The following is an 18,070-nucleotide window of genomic DNA, read 5'->3' on the forward strand; positions in this document are numbered from 1 at the left end:
TTGTGTTTTTAAAGCTGGAAAAATTAAAAACTATTTTTTATCAATTATCATCTATCGATTATTATCTATCTTCAGTAAAAACGCATATTCCAGCGCATCTTCTTTCAGGGATTCAAATCTTCCGCTTGCTCCGCCGTGGCCCGAGCTCATATCCGTTTTGAATAGTAAAAGATTATTATCTGTTTTCAGCTCTCTTAATTTTGCAGTCCATTTTGCAGGTTCCCAATATTGTACCTGGGAATCGTGAAGGCCTGTTGTGATCAGCATGTGAGGATAGTCTTTCGCTTCCACATTGTCATAGGGCGAATATTCCTTCATGTACTGATAATATTCTTTATCATTCGGATTTCCCCATTCATCATATTCCCCGGTTGTCAGTGGAATGGTTTCATCCAGCATTGTGGTCACGACATCTACAAACGGAACCTGTGCTACAATTCCGTTAAAAAGCTTTGGCTCATAATTGACCACAGCTCCTACAAGAAGTCCGCCGGCGCTTCCACCCATCGCATACATATGTTGTGATGATGTATAATTTTCTTTAATTAAATGTTTTCCTGCATCAATAAAATCGAAGAAAGTATTTTTCTTGTAAAACATTTTTCCGTCCTCATACCATTCTCTTCCCAAGTATTCTCCACCACGGATATGAGCAATAGCGTAAATAAACCCTCTGTCTAAAAGGGAAAGTCTTACATTGGAAAAGCTGGCATCCACGGTATGTCCATAACTTCCATAACCATATAAAAGCAATGGGGTGTCTGCAGATTTCTTCGTGTCTTTATGATAAACCAATGAAATAGGAATTCTTGTCTCTCCATCCCTGGATTCTGCCCAGATTCTTTCGGAAATATAATTCTCAGGGAAGAATTTTCCTCCGAGAACTTCCTGCTGTTTCAGAAGATGAGTGGTTTTCTTCCTCATGTTATACTCATACGTTGAGCTTGGCTGTGTCAATGATGTATAGCCATAACGCAGGACTTCCGTGTCAAACTCCATATTGATCCCGATATAAGCAGTATAGGTAGGATCAGAAAAAGGAAGGTAGTAGGCTTCCTGGGTTTTCTCATCAATGATCTTGATCTGCAGAAGCCCTTCTTCTCTTTCCTCAAGAACAAGGTAATCCCTGAAGATTTCAAAACCTTCCAGCAGAACTTCGGGACGGTGCGGAATTACATCTACCCAGTTTTCCATCCCGCAGTTGTTGATTTTTGTTTTTACAATTTTAAAATTGATGGCTTCGTCTGCATTCGTGATGATATAGAATTCATCTTCGTAATGCTCTACCGAATATTCTAGATCGTCTATTCTGGGTTGGATAATTTTCCACTCTGCAAAAACATTGTCTGAAGGAATGAATCGGTGCTCATCGGAAATGGTACTTGAGCTTGCAATAAAAATGTACTCCATCGACTTTGTTTTGAAAACATTCACATCAAAAGTATCATCCTCTTCATGGAAAATCAGAACGTCTTCTGCAGAATCAGTTCCCAGTTTATGACGATAAACCTGGAATGCGCGCAGGCTTTCATCCTTTCTGATGTAAAAAACGTGTTCATTGTCGTTCGCCCAGACAGCTTTTCCCGTAGTGTTGTGAATCTGGTCCGGTAAAATTTCTCCGGTTACAAGATTTTTAAAATTAATGGTATAGATCCTGCGGCTTACGTTGTCTGAAGAAAAAGAAACCAGCTTATTATCCGGGGACACAGCAACGCTTCCTACTTCAAAATAGTTTTCGCCTTCTGCCAGAATATTAACGTCAACAATAATTTCCTCAGTATTATCGAGGCTTTTATGCTTTCTACAGAAGATAGGATATTCTTTTCCTTCCTCATAGCGTACAATATACCAGTATCCGTTAAAGAAATAAGGAAGAGATTCATCGTCTTTTTTATAGCGGGCTTTCATTTCTTCGAAAAGCTCTTCCTGAAAAGCTTCCGTGTCTTTCATCATAAGCTCTGAGTAGGCATTCTCCTCTTCAAGGTATTTTATGACTTCAGGATTTTCTCTTTCATTAAGCCAGAAATAATTGTCAATTCTTCTGTCACCGTGTTTCTCTAGTATTTTTTCTATTTTTTTTGCCTGTGGAGCTTTCATTCAAATATTTTAAATTTATGGCTTGGTGGATATCCTTATCAGTTTCTTTTCTTAGAAGTTACTGATGGTATTTATTCAATATTAATTTTTGTTCAAATTTAGTTAAAAAAAACCATCTTTCCTGTATTGAAAAGATGGCTGTTTTTATCTTAATAAATAAAGACTATTTATGAAGTGCTTTAATGTACTTTTCAAGGGCCATAGTCATCGATGGGGTTTCCTTTGTAGGAGCCATAAGATCTACCTTTAAGCCTGCTTCTTCTGCAGCCGCTAAAGTCGTATTTCCGAAAACACCGATTTTTGTTTCCTCCTGTTTGAAGTCCGGGAAGTTCTGCTGAAGAGATTTGATTCCCTGCGGGCTGAAAAAGATCAGCATATCATAATCCTTGGCATTGATATCCGTAAGATCGCTGCATACCGTTCTGTACATAATTGCTCTTGTCCAGTCTACATTTGCTGTTTCCATTGTTTTCACAATATCCGGGCTTAAGACATCTGAAGATGGCAGAAGGTATTTTTCAGTTGGAAATTTTTTAAACAGAGGCAGAAGGTCCGAGAAGTTTTTCTCCCCAAAGCTGATCTTTCTCTTTCTATAAACAATATGTTTCTGAAGATAGTTGGCAATTGCCTCAGACTGGCAGATGTATCTCATCGTATCCGGAACGGCAAAACGCAGTTCTTCGGCAAGTCTGAAGTAATGGTCTATCGCATTTTTGCTGGTGAAAATAATCCCGGTAAACTGCGTCAGATCTATCTTCTGAGTTCTGAGTTCTTTGTTGTCAACTCCTTCGACGTGGATGAAAGGACGGAAATCAATCTTTATTTTTTCCTTCTTTGCTATATCCAGATATGGAGAAGACTCACTAGGCGCTGGTTGAGAAACCAATATAGACTTTATTCTCATCATTGACTTTTATTAAAAAAATAACAACTTCCAAAGCAGCAATAAAGGTGCGATTTGGAGGGTGCAAATATACAAAAATTTATAATACCATTTTTCGGGAAGTATGTTGTTTTTGTGAAACAAATAGAAGAAAATCTTAAAAACCGCGACAAATGCAAAGAATCCGAAATAATATAAAAATATTTTATTTCTGTCTACGGGGAAATAATAGTGGGTTACACACAAAATTATCAGTAAAAATGACAGGATGAAGTAAAATTTTGTGGAGGTAAAATAAAAAACAGGCCATTTTCTGCCGTCACCTATACTTTGGTAAAATAAAAATCCCAGGGCAGATTTTGAGGCATAAAAAAATATGACCGCGAGCAAAGTATACCCGAATTTATTAAGCTGATATCCGAAAATCTGCAAATCACCTATATATTTTGGTACTATAGGAATGTATTGTGAAAGTAAAGCAGACAGGGTAAGCGCTGTCACACATGAAGTGATTATCCAGCTCGGAAGGTTATTGCTGGCATCAAAATATTTCTGAAGCAGAAAATCTTTCAGGCTGGCATCCCTTTCGATAATGTTCATCATGAAAACATATAAGAATATGCATCCTATTAAAATAAAGATTACCCAGTCATTATTCTCAGGTATTCTTACATGGTTTATGAAATTTTGTGATAACAGCAAAAGGAATATTTTTTTGCAAAATTATAGATTATTTTGTATAAAATAAAAAGGTTAAATAAACTATCTTTGCAAACTGAAATGAAAAAACTCGTCATTATCCCTACCTATAACGAAAAGGAAAATATTGAAAATATTATTTCCGCGGTTTTTGCATTGGAGGACGATTTTCATATTTTAGTTGTGGATGATTCTTCTCCGGATGGAACGGCCGATATCGTAAGGGAGCTGCAAAAAAGTCTCCTCATTATCTTCACCTGTCGGTAAGGCATGTTAAAGACGGTTTGGGAAAAGCTTATATCCATGGATTTAAATGGGCCATCGAAAATAAATATGACTATATTTTTGAGATGGATGCCGATTTTTCACATAATCCGAATGATCTGCCAAGACTTTTCGAGGCTTGTCTGAATGCAGATATGGCGATCGGGTCACGGTATTCAAAAGGGGTAAATGTGGTAAACTGGCCTATGGGGCGGGTATTGCTGTCTTATTTTGCCTCCAAATATGTCCGGTTTATTCTGGGACTTCCCATTCACGATACCACGGCGGGCTTTGTCTGTTTTTCCAGGAAAGTTTTAGAGGAAATAGGATTGGATAATGTAAAACTGAAAGGCTACGGTTTCCAGATTGAAATGAAATTCCGTGCTTTTAAAAAAGGTTTTAAAATTGTGGAAGTTCCTATTATATTTACCAACAGAATTTTAGGAGAAAGCAAAATGAACGGTGGTATTATTCATGAAGCGGTGTTTGGAGTTTTAAATTTAAAATGGAAATCAATAATCAACAGATTATGAAAAAACTGATCTTCATTTTCGTTATGCTGTGCATGTTCTCATGCGGCGATTATATCGACAAGCCTAAAAACCTGATCGAGCCCGATAAGATGGCCGAGATCCTTGCCGATCTTTCTATAACGGATCAGGCTGTTATTGTATATCCAAACAAAAATCTAGAAGCAGGAACAAGATTTGTACTCAAAGCTCACCATATAAAATCACAGGATTTTATAGAAAGTTTTAGATATTATGTCATTAAAGACAAAATGAAGGATATTGCGGAGGATGCACAGAAAATAGTAGTAAAAAAAGATCCGAAAGCAGATCAATATATCCAGAATAAACTGAAAAAAAACGGGAGTACACCACCCGTTTTTAATAGATAATAATGATGTGGAAACGAGCTCTGTCCTGTACATGGCCGTTGAAATAAAAGAATATACGAATGAAATTTTTTAATATAGAAAAAACTCTGAAGGAAAAGCACGGGCAGGAGAGCTCACTACAGACCACGGGAAGGTTCAGACGCCTATCTTTATGCCTGTAGGAACTGTGGCAAGTGTAAAAACCGTTCATCAGAGAGAATTAAAACAAGACATTAAAGCCCAGATTATCCTGGGGAATACTTACCACCTGTATCTTCGTCCTACCATGGATATTATGCAGGAAGCAGGAGGGCTGCACAAATTTATGAACTGGGATCTGCCGATCCTTACCGATTCAGGAGGTTTTCAGGTGTTCTCACTTTCCAAAAGCAGGAAAATGTCGGAAGAAGGGGTGAAGTTCAAATCCCATATCGACGGAAGCTATCATATGTTCACCCCGGAAAAGTCTATGGAGATCCAGAGACAGATAGGAGCAGATATTTTTATGGCTTTTGACGAATGTACTCCTTACCCTTGCGAATATAACCAGGCCAAATCATCTATGGAGCTTACCCACCGCTGGCTGAAAAGATGTATTGACTGGACAGAAGAAAATAAAGAAATTTACGGTCACAAGCAGAGATTATTCCCGATTGTTCAGGGTTCTACCTATTCGGATCTCAGAAAAATTTCGGCTGAAGTGATTTCTGAAGCCGGAGCAGAAGGAAATGCCATCGGAGGACTTTCTGTAGGCGAGCCGGAAGAGGAAATGTATAGAATTACCGATGAAGTAACGGATATTCTTCCCAAAGACAAACCAAGATACCTGATGGGAGTAGGAACTCCCTGGAATATCCTTGAATCCATCGGCCTTGGAATCGATATGATGGACTGCGTAATGCCAACCCGAAATGCCAGGAATGCAATGCTTTTCACATGGCAGGGGGTGATGAATCTTAAAAATGAAAAATGGAAGCGTGACTTTTCCCCTCTGGATGAGTTTGGAACAAGTTATGTAGACAGAGAATATTCAAAAGCATATCTGCGCCACTTATTTGTGTCAAAAGAATATCTTGCAAAACAGATTGCATCCGTTCACAACCTTGCCTTTTATTTAGACCTTGTAAAGGTAGCGAGAGAGCATATTGTGGCAGGAGACTTCTATGAATGGAAAAAATCTGTAGTACCAGTCCTGAGACAAAGACTTTAAACAGAAAAGATCATGATCAAAATTATAGACAGATATATCATTAAAAAATACCTTGGAACTTTCAGTTTCATGCTGATATTGCTGTCTATTGTCGTATTGGTGATCGATGTGCAGCAGAAAATCCCAAGGATAGAAAACGCAAAAGCATTAGATCCCAAGCTGGATTTAATGTACTTCCTGATCAACTTTTATCCTTACTGGATCATCAATCTCGTGGTGACCTTCCTTTCCATCCTGGTGTTTATTTCCGTGATTTATTTCACCTCCAGAATGGCCAACAACACCGAAATTGTTGCGGTAATCAGTAGTGGAGCAAGCTTTCACAGGTTTGCAAAGCCTTACCTGTATACCTCTCTTTTTATCGCACTGATATCACTTTTAGTCAACCACATGGTGCTTCCATGGGCCAATATCAAGAAGAATGAGCTGGAAGCCTATACCTATAACGCTGCCAATAAAGAGAAAATCTTGGGGACAGGTCCTGCATCCGCCCAGTTGAGCAAAACAGAATATATTTTTGTCAACTCCTGGAATAAAAGAGAAACCAGAGGTTCAGGCTTTGTGTATCAGAAATTTGATAAGACCAGAAAAATGACCTATGAACTTAAGTCATCCGAAGTATACTGGGATAAAGCAAAAAAACAGTTCATCCTTACCAATTATCTGGAAAAAACCATCAATAAAGATAATACCGAAAAGCTGGGCAATGGGGTTGAAATCAGGAAAAGCTATGGACATTCCCCTGAAGAACTTTTCCCGAATGAACTTCTCGGACAGAATAAAACTACTCCCGAACTTATAAAATTTATCGAAAGGGAAAAAGAAAAGGGAAACAGCAACCTGAATTCTTATCTTAACGAGTTTCATCAGAGAACTTCCATGCCCGTTTCCATTATTATCCTGACGTTTCTTGCTCTTTCTCTGGCTTCCCAGAAAAAAGAGGAGGTCTTGGAGTCAACCTTGCCATAGGGATTTCCCTGGCGTTTGTTTTTGTTTTCTCATTTGAAGCTTTAAAAGTGGTCTCGGAAAACAAAAGCCTGTCGCCGGCTGTTGCTATGTGGCTTCCCAATATGGTTTTCTTCCCGCTTACCCTGTATCTTTATCTGAAAAGAGCCAATCAGTAAAGAAGTTTGATTTCTTTATGATAGAAAGATTGTAAACCGTCATTCTCAAGTTCTACCCAGAGCTCACCCTTTTCGTCTGCATTCCGGATAATGCCATTTTGTCTCTCTTTTTCAATTTCGAAGACTGAGATCTCATTTTTACGGTATAAATGCAGGTTGAACTGGTCGATAATCTCTTGTTCGGAAGGAATTTTTTTCAGTTTCTCCGATAAATATTCGTGAAGATTCAGTACGAATTCGTCAAGATCATAAATCTTGCCGGTCTGCGTCAGAAGCGATCCTGCCTGCGATATTTCCTCAAAATGATCCTGCAGGACATTAAATCCTGCTCCTATGATGAAATAATTATTTTGATTAATTTTTTTCTTTTCAATGAGAATTCCGACGATTTTTTTATTTTTAAGGATAATATCGTTCGGCCATTTTATTTTTACATCATGATCAGTCAAATTGGCAAGGAAATCCCGGATCATAACTGCGGTATAGTAATTGAATATAAAATCTGAGAGCAGAACGTTTTCAGCCTTTACAGCCAGCGTATACGCTACATTTTTTCCGGTCGCCGCTGCCCATGTGTTTCCATATTGTCCGCGGCCTTTAGTTTGATTAAACGTATGTAAAGCTATAAAATCCGAGTCTCCGTAAAGTAAAAACCGTGATATTTCGTCATTAGTAGAAGAACACTCTTTTAAATAAAATAATTGACCCATTTAAGAAAACTTTAAGACTTTAAAGGGCTAAAAGTAAGGCTAAAGTAAAAGAAAAACAATAAATTTGCAGATTATAGATATTTTAATGAATAAAACAGCAGAAAAGCAGGCACTAATAGATAAAATTGTTGAAGCCATCCAGGATGTAAAAGGAGAAGATATTATGATTTTCGATCTTTCGAAAATTGAAAATTCTGTAGCGGAAACTTTTATAATTTGTAGCGGAAACTCAAATACGCAGGTTTCTGCACTGGCAGGAAGTGTAGAGAAAAAAGTAAGAAACGATCTTAAAGATAGACCTTGGCATGTAGAGGGTACCGAAAACTCCATGTGGGTTTTGGTAGATTATGTAACAGTAGTAGTGCATATTTTCCAGAAAGAAATACGTGAATATTACGATATTGAGGAACTTTGGGGAGATGCAGCCATTACCAAAATAGAAAATGAATTTTAAATTTTAAAAAGTATAAATGAACAATAAAGGATTCAACTGGTTTTTTCCAATTGCAATCGTGGCTCTTTTGTTATTTTTCGGTTCCAATTTTTTAGGAGGCGACAGTGCAAAATCTATTGATGAGGATGCTTTCTTTAGGGAAATGCAGGCAGGAAAGGTCCAAAACGTTATCATATACAAAGACACAGAGAAAGCAGATGTTTTCCTGACAAAAGCAGCAAAGACGGCAATGGTTAATAAATCGGCCAATCAGAATAATCCTCTTTCTGCATTCGATATGGCTCCAAAAGCAGATTTTTCTGTAAAATACGGAGACCTTCAGCTTTTCCTTCAGAAATTTGATCAGATAAAAGCAGCAGATGCTAAAATCACGACGACAAAAGATTACGGAGCTGGTAAAAATCCATTCATGGATATTCTGGTTTCCGCATTGATATGGATCGCGATTTTAGGACTTTTCTACTTCCTTCTTTTCAGAAAGATGGGTGGAGGCGGAGGTCCTGGCGGACAGATCTTCTCCATCGGGAAATCTAAAGCGAAACTTTTTGACGAAAAAGAACGAATTCAGGTAACATTTAAAGATGTTGCAGGTCTTGAAGGAGCTAAAGAAGAAGTGCAGGAAGTCGTGGATTTCCTTAAAAACTCGGAAAAATATACGAAACTGGGAGGTAAGATTCCTAAAGGTGTCCTTTTGGTAGGCCCTCCGGGCACCGGTAAAACCTTATTGGCAAAAGCTGTTGCAGGGGAAGCTAAAGTACCGTTCTTCTCACTTTCAGGTTCAGATTTCGTTGAAATGTTCGTTGGGGTAGGTGCATCAAGAGTCAGAGACCTTTTTGCCCAGGCAAAAGCCAAATCTCCGGCCATCATCTTTATTGATGAGATCGACGCTATCGGACGCGCAAGAGGAAAAAACAACTTCTCAGGCGGAAATGACGAAAGAGAAAATACCCTTAACCAGCTTCTTACAGAAATGGATGGTTTCGGAACAGACGTAAACGTCATTGTAATGGCTGCTACCAACAGAGCTGATATCTTGGATAAAGCTTTAATGAGAGCCGGACGTTTCGACCGTTCCATCTATGTAGATCTTCCGGAACTGCATGAAAGAAGAGAGATATTTGATGTTCACCTGAAGAAAATCAAGCTGGATGAAAATGTAGACAGAGATTTCCTTGCGAAGCAGACTCCTGGATTCAGCGGGGCGGATATTGCCAATGTATGTAACGAAGCAGCGCTTATTGCAGCGAGAAACAGTCATACTTCTGTAACAAAACAGGATTTCCTTGATGCTGTAGACAGAATCATCGGTGGTCTTGAAAAGAAAAATATGGCGATCAAACCTTCTGAAAAGAGGAGAGTAGCTTATCATGAAGCAGGACATGCTACCATCTCATGGCTGGTAGAACATGCAGCACCGCTTTTAAAAGTAACGATTGTTCCGAGAGGGCGTTCTTTAGGGGCAGCCTGGTATCTTCCGGAAGAAAGACAGCTTACGACGACTGAGCAGATGCTGGACGAATTATGTGCAACATTAGGAGGTAGAGCTGCAGAACAGGTAATATTTAATAATATTTCAACAGGTGCGCTGTCTGATCTGGAATCTGTAACGAAAAGAGCTCAGGCTATGGTTACAGTGTACGGTTTAAGCCCGAATATCGGAAACATATCTTATTATGACAGTTCAGGACAGTCTGAGTACTCTTTCGGGAAGCCTTATTCTGAAGAAACTGCTACGAAAATTGATGCAGAGATCAAATCGATCATCGAAAATCAATACGAAAGAGCCGTTCAGATCCTTACTGAGAATAAAGATAAGCTTGATGCCTTAGCGAATAAGCTTCTGGAAAAAGAAGTGATCTTCCGTGAAGACCTTGAAGATATCTTTGGTAAAAGAGCATGGGATCCCGAATTAACGGAAAGACCTGTTACCAGTACAATTACTACGGCAAAAGAACCGGAGGAGCAGATCATTATTAAAGATAAGGAAGAAGGTAATGAAATTCAGGCCCCGGAAAGCCCGACTCAACTTTAAAAATACTTCCAAAACATATTAAAAGAAACCTGACAGTCTTAGAATTGTCAGGTTTTTTCATATTTAAAGGCAGTTTTTTAGAATCTATTATAATTTATTTCTATTTTTGTATAAAGTTGACTAAAAATAATTTAAGTTGAATTTATTCAAGAAGATTGTAAGCAAACTTACCAACCAGCCTGAGGAAGAGGAAAAACAGAGTCTGGAGAAGCTCGGGGATTCGCTGAAAAATGCGGATCTTGACTATAAGTTTGCGCAATTGTTTACGCATTCAGGAGGATTTTTTAATTATTGTGCCGATGAGGCGGAAGCCCTGCAGACTTTGAATCAGATTGTCAAGATAGAAGGAATCACCAATGTTTTCTGCTGGGATAAAGAACTTCAAAGTTTTTTGAACGTTGTAAAAACTCCGTTTACGTCGGAAATGGAGAGTTCCAATGATGCAGCTTTTATTACCTGTGAATATCTTATTGCCTATGACGGCAGAATCATGCTTTCGCACAATAATATCCTGCATTATCATTCTTCGAGGCTTCCCGGGAAAATCATTATCATGGCCAATGTATCACAAATCGTGAACAACCTGAATGACGCAATGGGGAAAATAAAAAGAAACGGGAATATCAAAAACCTTACTTCCATCAGTGGAGGCCAGTCAAGTCTCGATACTTCTTCCCACACCAATACAAAACTGTTTTTATTGCTGCTTGAAGATTAAGCATCAACTTATAAATTTTACATTTTGGACAAAAACCTTATTCAAAGAACCATTTCCGGACTTGTTTACGTTGCCGTTATCATTCTTTGCACAACACCGCTTGGAGCCGGGCTCATCAACAAGATCCATCCGGGACTTATCAGGCAGGAATACCTGTATTACGGACTGATTAGTCTTTTGCTGCTCGTAGGGACCTGGGAATGCATCAGGATTATGAAATTCGGGAAAGGATACGAAAAATGGATTGTACTTCCCCTTGTTGTTTTTATTTACTATGTTTTTTCCAAAAGATATTTCAACCATGACTTCTTTTTCGATTTCAGGCTGAACGAAATACTGGCAATTTCCCTTATCGTTATTGCCGTAGTTACTTTATTCAAATATCCCAACGAACTTTATTACGACAGCGGAAAGCTGATCTTTACAGTGATCTATGTAGCATTGCCTTTCAGCTTTGCACTGGGACTGCCTAAGTTTTCCAGCTATGACGGTACATTCTCGCTGGAAGTTCTTTTCCTGTTTGTCCTGATATGGAGCAGTGATACTTTTGCCTACCTTACCGGAAAATTTTTCGGGAAACATAAAATGGCCCCAAAAATCTCTCCAAAGAAAACGTGGGAAGGGTATGCAGGGGGCGTTATCTTAACATTGGTTTTATCCTACTTTGTAGAGCACTATCAGCCTGAACTTCGCGGGAACTGGATGGTAGTAGGTTTCCTTGTTGCAGCTTTTGCTCCGCTGGGTGATCTTGTGGAAAGTCAGTTGAAAAGAAATTTCGGGGTAAAAGACAGCGGAAACATTATTCCGGGGCATGGAGGAGTGCTGGACAGACTGGATAGTTTTTTAATCTGCGTTCCTGTCGTATATTTGTACTTTATTTTAGAAAAATTTATTTAATCTCATGAAACTACACAGAGAATCGAAAGGAACGATTACGGTAGCAACAATACTGTTTATCATTATAAGTGTGTTGGCTATTTATTTTCTTAAAATGTGGTCGTTACTGATCATCATGCCATTATTGGTGGTTTACAGCTTGGTATTTTGGTTCTTCAGAGTTCCGGACCGTAATATTCTGGAGCACAGAGAAAATGTGATTGCTCCGGTAGACGGAAAAGTGGTGATGATTAAAGAAGTGGATGAGACTGAATTTTTGAAAGAAAAAGCAATTCAGGTGTCTATCTTTATGTCGCCGCTGAATGTTCACATCTGCAGATATCCGGTGTCGGGTAAGGTGATCTACAAAAAATACCATCCGGGTAAATATCTTGTGGCCTGGCATGAGAAATCATCTACAGAGAACGAAAGAACTACAGTGGCTGTGGAAACAGGAACTAATCATAAGGTAGTTTTCCGTCAGATTGCGGGATATGTGGCCAGAAGGATTGTTTTCTACTGTAATGAAGGAGATCAGGCAAAAGCGGGACATGAGTTCGGTTTTATTAAGTTCGGGTCCAGAATGGACGTATTTCTGCCTTTGGATACAGAAATTATCTGTAAGATCGGAGATATTACAAAAGGAGGTCTGGATGTGATCGCCAGAATGAAAGATTAATAAAAAAATACATCAAAATATTGAAAGGAGAAATTAGGTTTCTCCTTTTGTTTTTAATAGGGAACTGACGGTCTTTTAAACATCATTTTTTCATAATCTGCCCATATGAGTTTTACTACTCGTGCGTAGCGATGAGTAGGCTTATTATAAGGGGAATATAAATGGTATTGATAATTTTGCCTTCACTAACACAAGAGCAATAGTTTTTTTTCCATAAGGTAAACTAATGAAGGATGAATTTAAAAAGCATACATATTGGGAAACTCATACATGAAAGGGTTATTGAGCTTCAGATGCCTGTTGGCAGAATAGAGAAGTTTATGAAATGCAGTGAAGAGGAAATTGAGAATATGTATCTCCAAAGCAGTATCGATACTTTTCTTCTTTTAAGATGGAGCAAGCTGCTGGATTACAATTTTTTCAGAATATACAGTGCACATTTGATTCTTTATGCACCTCCAACTAATCCTAAAATCCCTTCTAAACAAAAAGGCAATCTGCCTGTTTTCAGGAAAAATATATACACTGAGGAAGTGAAGAGTTTTATATTGGAAAAAATCTCCAGTAAAGAAATGACAGTGAATGAAGTGATTCTGAAATACAGAATACCTAAGACAACACTTCATAAATGGATTAAAAAAGCATAAGATATGGGACCGGATTATAAACAGATATATACCGATATTATTGAGGAGAAATTCCCGGAAAAAATTGGCGATATCAAGATTATGCAGAAGATTGAAGGCATCAGCAGTGTAATAGATATTATCACCTTAAACAAAATGATCTTTGGTGAACCGGAACTTTTAATAGAATGCGGAAACCAGAAACTTCGATCCTACGACCACAAATCAATAGTAAATATCCTCGACTATCAGAAAAAAATAAACTTAATAATACAGAAACGGCAAATCATTTTAAGATGAGCCGAAACACCATTTCGAAGTGGAAACGCATATTGAACAGCTAGTCTGTATTTGCCATTAAAAATATTTATAGTCTTATTGATGCTAATTTTCTGATTTGCAGTTGCTTTTTTATTTCATTCCAGCAAATACCCTTTGAGTTTTTTTTATAATTCTTATTTGTTTTTATTTATAAAACAGGCATGGTTATTTGTGTTTTTCATTAAACGGGGATTTGTTTTGGTTATTTTTCATTGAAAAATTTAATTTATTGAAAATAATTCAATATGCAAGCTTGGTAATCCATAAATTTATGTGTACAAATATCTACCTGCGTATTTTATAAATTCACTTTTAATGTTTTAGAATATGATGAAAAAAATTTTTAAAATAATAAACAGTGAAAATGAGGTTTTTGATAACGATTTTGATCGAAATTATGTAAAACTGATCAACCGTTATCTGATATTTCTTTTTTTACTTTTTTTATTCTATTCGGTATTTATTGTGCTTTTCTTTGGAGATGCATTAGCTTCTATATTTCTTATCTGCATTACTCTCTACTGGTTTGTTTTAATATTCATTGAAGGAAAGGTCAAAAGGTTCCGGAAAATTTTGAAAATAAATATCATCATAGTTTTTATAATCCTGACTTTTATAGTGAGCTTTTTCTACGTATATACATCCAGAGATGCCGGCGTTGAGTATTTTTATTTTTCCATTCTGTTTGCGCTGCCTTTCTTTTTCAATTATAAAAAAGATTATTATTCCATACTGTTTATAGTCATCATTATTGCATTAAACTTTATCGGTTGCTTATTTTTTGAACTGAATTTTTTACCGAGAAGCCAATATATGATGAAGGCAGATTTTAAAACCATACGTCTGCTGAATATTATTTTTTCCTTTACCACATTTCTCATCGATATATCTTTCATACACCAGAAAGATAAGCTCATTAACGGATTGATGGAGGAGACGGAAATAAAAGACTCCACTATTGAAGATCTGCTTAAGGTCAATAATGAATTGATGAAACAGCAGATTATTAATAATAATCTTTCTGAAGATAACATTGCTGAAATTTTAGAGCTGGCAGAAACAGATTCACCCCTTTTTCTTGAAAAATTTCAGACCTATTTTCCGGACTTTATACCCAGCCTTTTAAAGATGAACTATAGCCTTATCAGCTCAGAAATACACATCTGCGCATTAATGAGACTGAACTTTGATACCAAAAAAATTGCCCAGTGTACCAACAGCAGTGTAAGAGCAATCGAAAGCAGAAAGTACAGGATAAGAAAGAAGCTGGATATCCCTTCGGATATTAATATCAACAATTTTATACTCAAGATATAAGCCTTCTGTCATGAGTTTTTCTACTCGTGCGTAGATTTGCGTAGCCATATTTTAGTGATGCAGGATTGCTGTAGATAACTTTGCATTTCATAAGCCAAAATAATTTTTTGGTGATATCTTTTTTGAAAACACAATGCAAAAGTTAAAACGACAAATAACTAAAATAATTAAATACAATGATGACAAAATCTACAATTCAAATCAGAATCATATTTCTGGCTTTGTTTCTGGCTTTTGGGAAGTATTATTCACAAACTACCAATGGAGCAGTAGGCATTAATACTACTACTCCCAATGCCAACAGTGTGCTGGATGTAGTATCGGGCAATAACAACAAGGGAATTCTTATTCCCCGCCTTACAGAAACTCAAAGAGATGCCATTGTTATAAACCCTGCAAAAGATGATGGTCTTACCATTTTCAATACCAGTGAAGACTGCTACAATTACTGGAGCCTTGCAGACAGTGAGTGGAAAAGTGTCTGCGGACAAATCGGGAAGTCGGTTTTTACCATAGACTGCTCGAATTCCAAGGCAATGGGAACCTATATTCAGGGCAAAGAATTAACAGCTTCTAATTATTTAAGCATTACTGTTAATGTAACTAAAATCGGAAATTATACAATTACCGGTACAACCACCAACGGCTACAATTTTTACGGGACCGGAGTTTTCCTGAACACAGGTATTCAGACTGTACAGGTGCCCGGACAGGGTACACCCGCAGCGGTACAGGTAAATACAGTGGGACTTTCTGCAAACGGGGTAGATGTTACCTGTACACCTCCTGTTACTGTAAATGTTTTAAGCTCCGCAGGAACGTATTCAATATCTTGTGGAAGTGCTACTGTAAACGGGGTCTATACTAAAGGAACAGCCTTAACGGCGAGTAATACCATTACTCTACCTGTCGTGGTATCTGCATTAGGAAGTTATTCCATCACAACCAATACGGTAGATGGTATTTCTTTCAGTGGATCAGGGACCTTTACTGCTACAGGTAACCAGAATGTAACTTTATCAGGTACAGGAACTCCGACTTCTACCGCAGATAAAGTAATGACCATTACCTCCAATAGTGCAGACGGCGCAACAACATGTAATGTAACGGTAGTAATAACAATTCCTGTAAAAAAGTTCTGCATATCGGGGCTGAAACAGCTTACGGATATAGTGCTTATACAGGGCCTTCCAGAAGCCTGATGGATTCTCCTACCAACTTCGGAACGACAGCATCCAGTATTGTAAAATCCGGAGGATATACCCATACTTCATTAGGATCCAATCCTAGTAATGCTACGTTATTAACCTCATTAAACGCTAAACCGGATATTGTGATTATAGGTTATCCATACACCCCTGATGCGACTGCTGCCGGATATATCGCAAATTATCTGAACAGTAAAGGAGTGGTAATTGCATTTGAAGATGACTCACCTTCTTCCCGAAACATGATGCGGGCAATCTTCTCAGACCCGACAATCACTGCCGGCAACGGAAGCGGTGCAGGTTCGGTGTATACACTTGTAAATACAAATGATCCAATCCTGAACGGACCTTTTGGTGATGTAAGAGGTAAAAACTGGGGTGAAGATGCTTCCACAACGATAAACATATCAGGCTTAACAAGTGGTTTTATTCCATACAGCTATGCTCAGCCTATAAATGATACGACTTCAAGAACCGGTATTTCAGGATTAAGACATACATCATTAAATTTCATCTGGTTTGGGGATGGTGGATTCCTTAGTAATGAAAATGCAAATGGGAATCAATATCCAAGCAACACCATAGAGCCGTTTGTTGCTCCAAGTTCAGGAGGATATTTCCCGGTGCAGAAAACAGTATACGGTTCTGCCGGTAACGGTTACACAGCAGGAAGTATGCAGGTGCAAAATTCAATACTGTTTGCCAATATGCTGGCCTGGGCCATTAAGCAGGCAGAAACTAACGGAATCAATACGCAATAGACAGCGGTTTCCGGATAGCTTCTCCATATAAAAGATAAACACCAATGTTATGGCAGCATTGGTGTTTTACGATTTTTAATATAGAAACCATGAAATACATAAAAGATTTTTTTGACCTGACCTCTACAGGGCTTCTGTATTATTTTTTCCTGGCAGGATTATATTACTGGATATGTTATATCATGTTTAGAAAAATACTGTATAATGCTAAAATCCAGCAGAAAGAAATCAAAAAGAGAGATATTATAAGAGAGATTTTTCATTCCGTGATTTCATCTCTCGTGATGACGTTTCTAATTCTACTGGTAACCGGAACCTCTCTGAATCAATACACCAAACTCTACAGAAATATTGACGAATACTCCATATATTGGCTAGTCGCAAGCATCTTTTTGGGATTGTTTATCCACGACACCTATTTTTACTGGATGCACAGGCTTTTACATCACAAAAAGATCTTTAAATACGTGCATCTTATTCATCACAAATCTACCAACCCCAGCCCGTTTGCTGCTTATTCATTTCATATCGCTGAAGCTGTTGGTGAAGGCTTGATTGTTCCTATTTTGCTATTTATAATTCCTCTGCACCCTATTAGTATTTATATATTTATTATAAGCTCTCTGGCAATCAATATTTATGGGCATTTAGGGTATGAAATTGCCCCGAGATGGCTAAGGGATTCTTTTCTTTTCAACATTATCAATACATCCGTTTATCATAATATGCATCACAATAAATTTAAAGGAAATTACGGGCTGTACTTCAGGTTTTGGGATAAAATAATGAAAACCGAAAATCCGGATTATGTAAAAACATATGACCGTATTCAGGAAAAAAGGTTCGGGAAACAGGGCTAGATATACTGTTTTATATCATCAATGACGTTCATAATGAAAGAAACAGGCAGGTCTTTTTCTATATCAATTAAAAGGATCTTAAACTTCTTTCTGCCCTCCTGAAGAAGTTCAGGATAGTCGAGCTTATCACCGTGATAAAAACTTATATAATGCTGCTTGTACTTTTTGCTGTAATAGAGATAACACAGCATCTTCTTTTTATATTTGAAAAAAGGCAGCCCAAAGCTGAACGTTTCCGTAATGTGATCCGGATCAGATTCCAGGATCATTTTCCTTAAAAACAAAAGAGTACTTCTTTCAGGCTCATCGATTCTGTAGAAGTACTCTTGTATAGGGTTCATTTAAGTGAAA

At 37.7% G+C, this 18,070-nt stretch carries 17 protein-coding genes and 3 pseudogenes; 15 read left to right on the plus strand and 5 right to left on the minus strand.

Annotated features, from left to right (window positions below; genetic code table 11):
• Window positions 1–51: 51 nt before the first annotated feature.
• From N4G44_RS03535 to N4G44_RS03545, 3 genes are all read right to left on the minus strand, one after another.
• Window positions 52–2,097, minus strand: a complete 2,046-nt coding sequence (locus N4G44_RS03535; protein ID WP_474924640.1) for a S9 family peptidase — start codon at window positions 2,095–2,097, stop codon at window positions 52–54.
• A 163-nt stretch (window positions 2,098–2,260) separates the two neighbouring features.
• On the minus strand, window positions 2,261–3,001 hold the full coding sequence (locus N4G44_RS03540; RefSeq protein ID WP_034724052.1) for a uroporphyrinogen-III synthase: 741 nt from the start codon (window positions 2,999–3,001) through the stop codon (window positions 2,261–2,263).
• A gap of 12 nt (window positions 3,002–3,013) precedes the next feature.
• Window positions 3,014–3,682: a DUF4271 domain-containing protein gene (locus N4G44_RS03545; RefSeq protein ID WP_474924641.1), complete on the minus strand. Its 669-nt coding sequence runs from the start codon at window positions 3,680–3,682 to the stop codon at window positions 3,014–3,016.
• Window positions 3,683–3,760: 78 nt separating this feature from the next.
• Here N4G44_RS03545 and N4G44_RS03550 point away from each other — a divergent pair.
• From N4G44_RS03550 to N4G44_RS03565, 4 genes and pseudogenes are all read left to right on the plus strand, one after another.
• Window positions 3,761–4,476: pseudogene (locus N4G44_RS03550) on the plus strand (polyprenol monophosphomannose synthase).
• Entirely contained in the window at window positions 4,473–4,844 is a 372-nt protein-coding gene (locus tag N4G44_RS03555) for a DUF4296 domain-containing protein (RefSeq protein WP_474924642.1), read from the plus strand. Before N4G44_RS03550 ends, N4G44_RS03555 begins: the two are co-directional and overlap by 4 nt.
• A gap of 59 nt (window positions 4,845–4,903) precedes the next feature.
• Window positions 4,904–6,033, plus strand: a pseudogene (tgt, locus tag N4G44_RS03560) (tRNA guanosine(34) transglycosylase Tgt).
• Between the two features lie 69 nt (window positions 6,034–6,102).
• Window positions 6,103–7,157 (plus strand): annotated as a pseudogene (locus tag N4G44_RS03565) (LptF/LptG family permease).
• On the opposite strand, the gene N4G44_RS03570 reads toward N4G44_RS03565, so the two are convergent.
• Complete coding sequence (locus tag N4G44_RS03570) at window positions 7,151–7,867, minus strand: biotin--[acetyl-CoA-carboxylase] ligase (protein ID WP_474924643.1); 717 nt, start codon at window positions 7,865–7,867, stop codon at window positions 7,151–7,153. The pseudogene N4G44_RS03565 and the gene N4G44_RS03570 sit on opposite strands and share 7 nt — an antisense overlap.
• An 85-nt stretch (window positions 7,868–7,952) precedes the next feature.
• On the opposite strand from N4G44_RS03570, the gene rsfS reads away from it, so the two are divergent.
• The 11 genes from rsfS (at window position 7,953) to N4G44_RS03625 (ending at window position 17,719) form a co-directional block, all read left to right on the plus strand.
• A complete protein-coding gene (rsfS, locus tag N4G44_RS03575) occupies window positions 7,953–8,321 on the plus strand; it encodes a ribosome silencing factor (protein WP_040993372.1) in 369 nt (122 codons plus the stop codon).
• Window positions 8,322–8,337: 16 nt separating this feature from the next.
• The gene (gene ftsH, locus N4G44_RS03580) at window positions 8,338–10,353 is read left to right on the plus strand and encodes an ATP-dependent zinc metalloprotease FtsH (protein ID WP_474924644.1); all 2,016 of its coding nucleotides are present in this window, start codon (window positions 8,338–8,340) and stop codon (window positions 10,351–10,353) included.
• Between the two features lie 136 nt (window positions 10,354–10,489).
• Entirely contained in the window at window positions 10,490–11,071 is a 582-nt protein-coding gene (locus tag N4G44_RS03585) for an LUD domain-containing protein (protein WP_048501305.1), read from the plus strand.
• A gap of 24 nt (window positions 11,072–11,095) precedes the next feature.
• Window positions 11,096–11,968 carry a phosphatidate cytidylyltransferase gene (locus N4G44_RS03590; RefSeq protein WP_474924645.1) on the plus strand — a complete coding sequence of 291 codons (873 nt, stop codon included), beginning with the start codon at window positions 11,096–11,098 and terminating at the stop codon, window positions 11,966–11,968.
• Window positions 11,969–11,972: 4 nt separating this feature from the next.
• Complete coding sequence (locus tag N4G44_RS03595) at window positions 11,973–12,626, plus strand: phosphatidylserine decarboxylase family protein (protein WP_048501303.1); 654 nt, start codon at window positions 11,973–11,975, stop codon at window positions 12,624–12,626.
• Window positions 12,627–12,859: 233 nt separating this feature from the next.
• Complete coding sequence (locus N4G44_RS03600; protein ID WP_474924646.1) at window positions 12,860–13,273, plus strand: transposase; 414 nt, start codon at window positions 12,860–12,862, stop codon at window positions 13,271–13,273.
• A gap of 3 nt (window positions 13,274–13,276) precedes the next feature.
• A complete protein-coding gene (locus tag N4G44_RS03605) occupies window positions 13,277–13,552 on the plus strand; it encodes a helix-turn-helix domain-containing protein (protein WP_474924647.1) in 276 nt (91 codons plus the stop codon).
• Window positions 13,553–14,146: 594 nt separating this feature from the next.
• The gene (locus tag N4G44_RS03610; protein ID WP_474924648.1) at window positions 14,147–14,890 is read left to right on the plus strand and encodes a helix-turn-helix transcriptional regulator; all 744 of its coding nucleotides are present in this window, start codon (window positions 14,147–14,149) and stop codon (window positions 14,888–14,890) included.
• A 176-nt stretch (window positions 14,891–15,066) separates the two neighbouring features.
• Window positions 15,067–16,092 carry a hypothetical protein gene (locus N4G44_RS03615; RefSeq protein WP_474924649.1) on the plus strand — a complete coding sequence of 342 codons (1,026 nt, stop codon included), beginning with the start codon at window positions 15,067–15,069 and terminating at the stop codon, window positions 16,090–16,092.
• Window positions 16,092–16,859 (plus strand): hypothetical protein, encoded by a 768-nt coding sequence (locus N4G44_RS03620; RefSeq protein WP_474924650.1) that lies wholly within the window; start codon window positions 16,092–16,094, stop codon window positions 16,857–16,859. The genes N4G44_RS03615 and N4G44_RS03620 overlap by 1 nt, the downstream gene beginning before the upstream one ends.
• Before the next feature lie 89 nt (window positions 16,860–16,948).
• On the plus strand, window positions 16,949–17,719 hold the full coding sequence (locus N4G44_RS03625) for a sterol desaturase family protein (protein WP_474924651.1): 771 nt from the start codon (window positions 16,949–16,951) through the stop codon (window positions 17,717–17,719).
• On the opposite strand, the gene N4G44_RS03630 is transcribed toward N4G44_RS03625, so the two are convergent.
• Complete coding sequence (locus N4G44_RS03630; RefSeq protein WP_474924652.1) at window positions 17,716–18,060, minus strand: DUF1801 domain-containing protein; 345 nt, start codon at window positions 18,058–18,060, stop codon at window positions 17,716–17,718. The genes N4G44_RS03625 and N4G44_RS03630 overlap by 4 nt on opposite strands.
• Between the last annotated feature and the right edge of the window lie 10 nt (window positions 18,061–18,070).

It is taken from the genome of Chryseobacterium sp. GTID13 (assembly GCF_056172655.1).

Excerpts from the sequence above, each read along its gene's own strand:
- N4G44_RS03535 (WP_474924640.1), bottom strand. The coding sequence starts at position 2,097 with ATGAAAGCTCCACAGGCAAAAAAAATAGAAAAAATACTAGAGAAACAC.
- N4G44_RS03540 (WP_034724052.1), bottom strand. The coding sequence starts at position 3,001 with ATGAGAATAAAGTCTATATTGGTTTCTCAACCAGCGCCTAGTGAGTCT.
- N4G44_RS03555 (WP_474924642.1), top strand. The coding sequence starts at position 4,473 with ATGAAAAAACTGATCTTCATTTTCGTTATGCTGTGCATGTTCTCATGC.
- N4G44_RS03570 (WP_474924643.1), bottom strand. The coding sequence starts at position 7,867 with ATGGGTCAATTATTTTATTTAAAAGAGTGTTCTTCTACTAATGACGAA.
- rsfS (WP_040993372.1), top strand. The coding sequence starts at position 7,953 with ATGAATAAAACAGCAGAAAAGCAGGCACTAATAGATAAAATTGTTGAA.
- ftsH (WP_474924644.1), top strand. The coding sequence starts at position 8,338 with ATGAACAATAAAGGATTCAACTGGTTTTTTCCAATTGCAATCGTGGCT.
- N4G44_RS03595 (WP_048501303.1), top strand. The coding sequence starts at position 11,973 with ATGAAACTACACAGAGAATCGAAAGGAACGATTACGGTAGCAACAATA.
- N4G44_RS03600 (WP_474924646.1), top strand. The coding sequence starts at position 12,860 with ATGAATTTAAAAAGCATACATATTGGGAAACTCATACATGAAAGGGTT.
- N4G44_RS03605 (WP_474924647.1), top strand. The coding sequence starts at position 13,277 with ATGGGACCGGATTATAAACAGATATATACCGATATTATTGAGGAGAAA.
- N4G44_RS03615 (WP_474924649.1), top strand. The coding sequence starts at position 15,067 with ATGATGACAAAATCTACAATTCAAATCAGAATCATATTTCTGGCTTTG.
- N4G44_RS03620 (WP_474924650.1), top strand. The coding sequence starts at position 16,092 with ATGGATTCTCCTACCAACTTCGGAACGACAGCATCCAGTATTGTAAAA.
- N4G44_RS03625 (WP_474924651.1), top strand. The coding sequence starts at position 16,949 with ATGAAATACATAAAAGATTTTTTTGACCTGACCTCTACAGGGCTTCTG.
- N4G44_RS03630 (WP_474924652.1), bottom strand. The coding sequence starts at position 18,060 with ATGAACCCTATACAAGAGTACTTCTACAGAATCGATGAGCCTGAAAGA.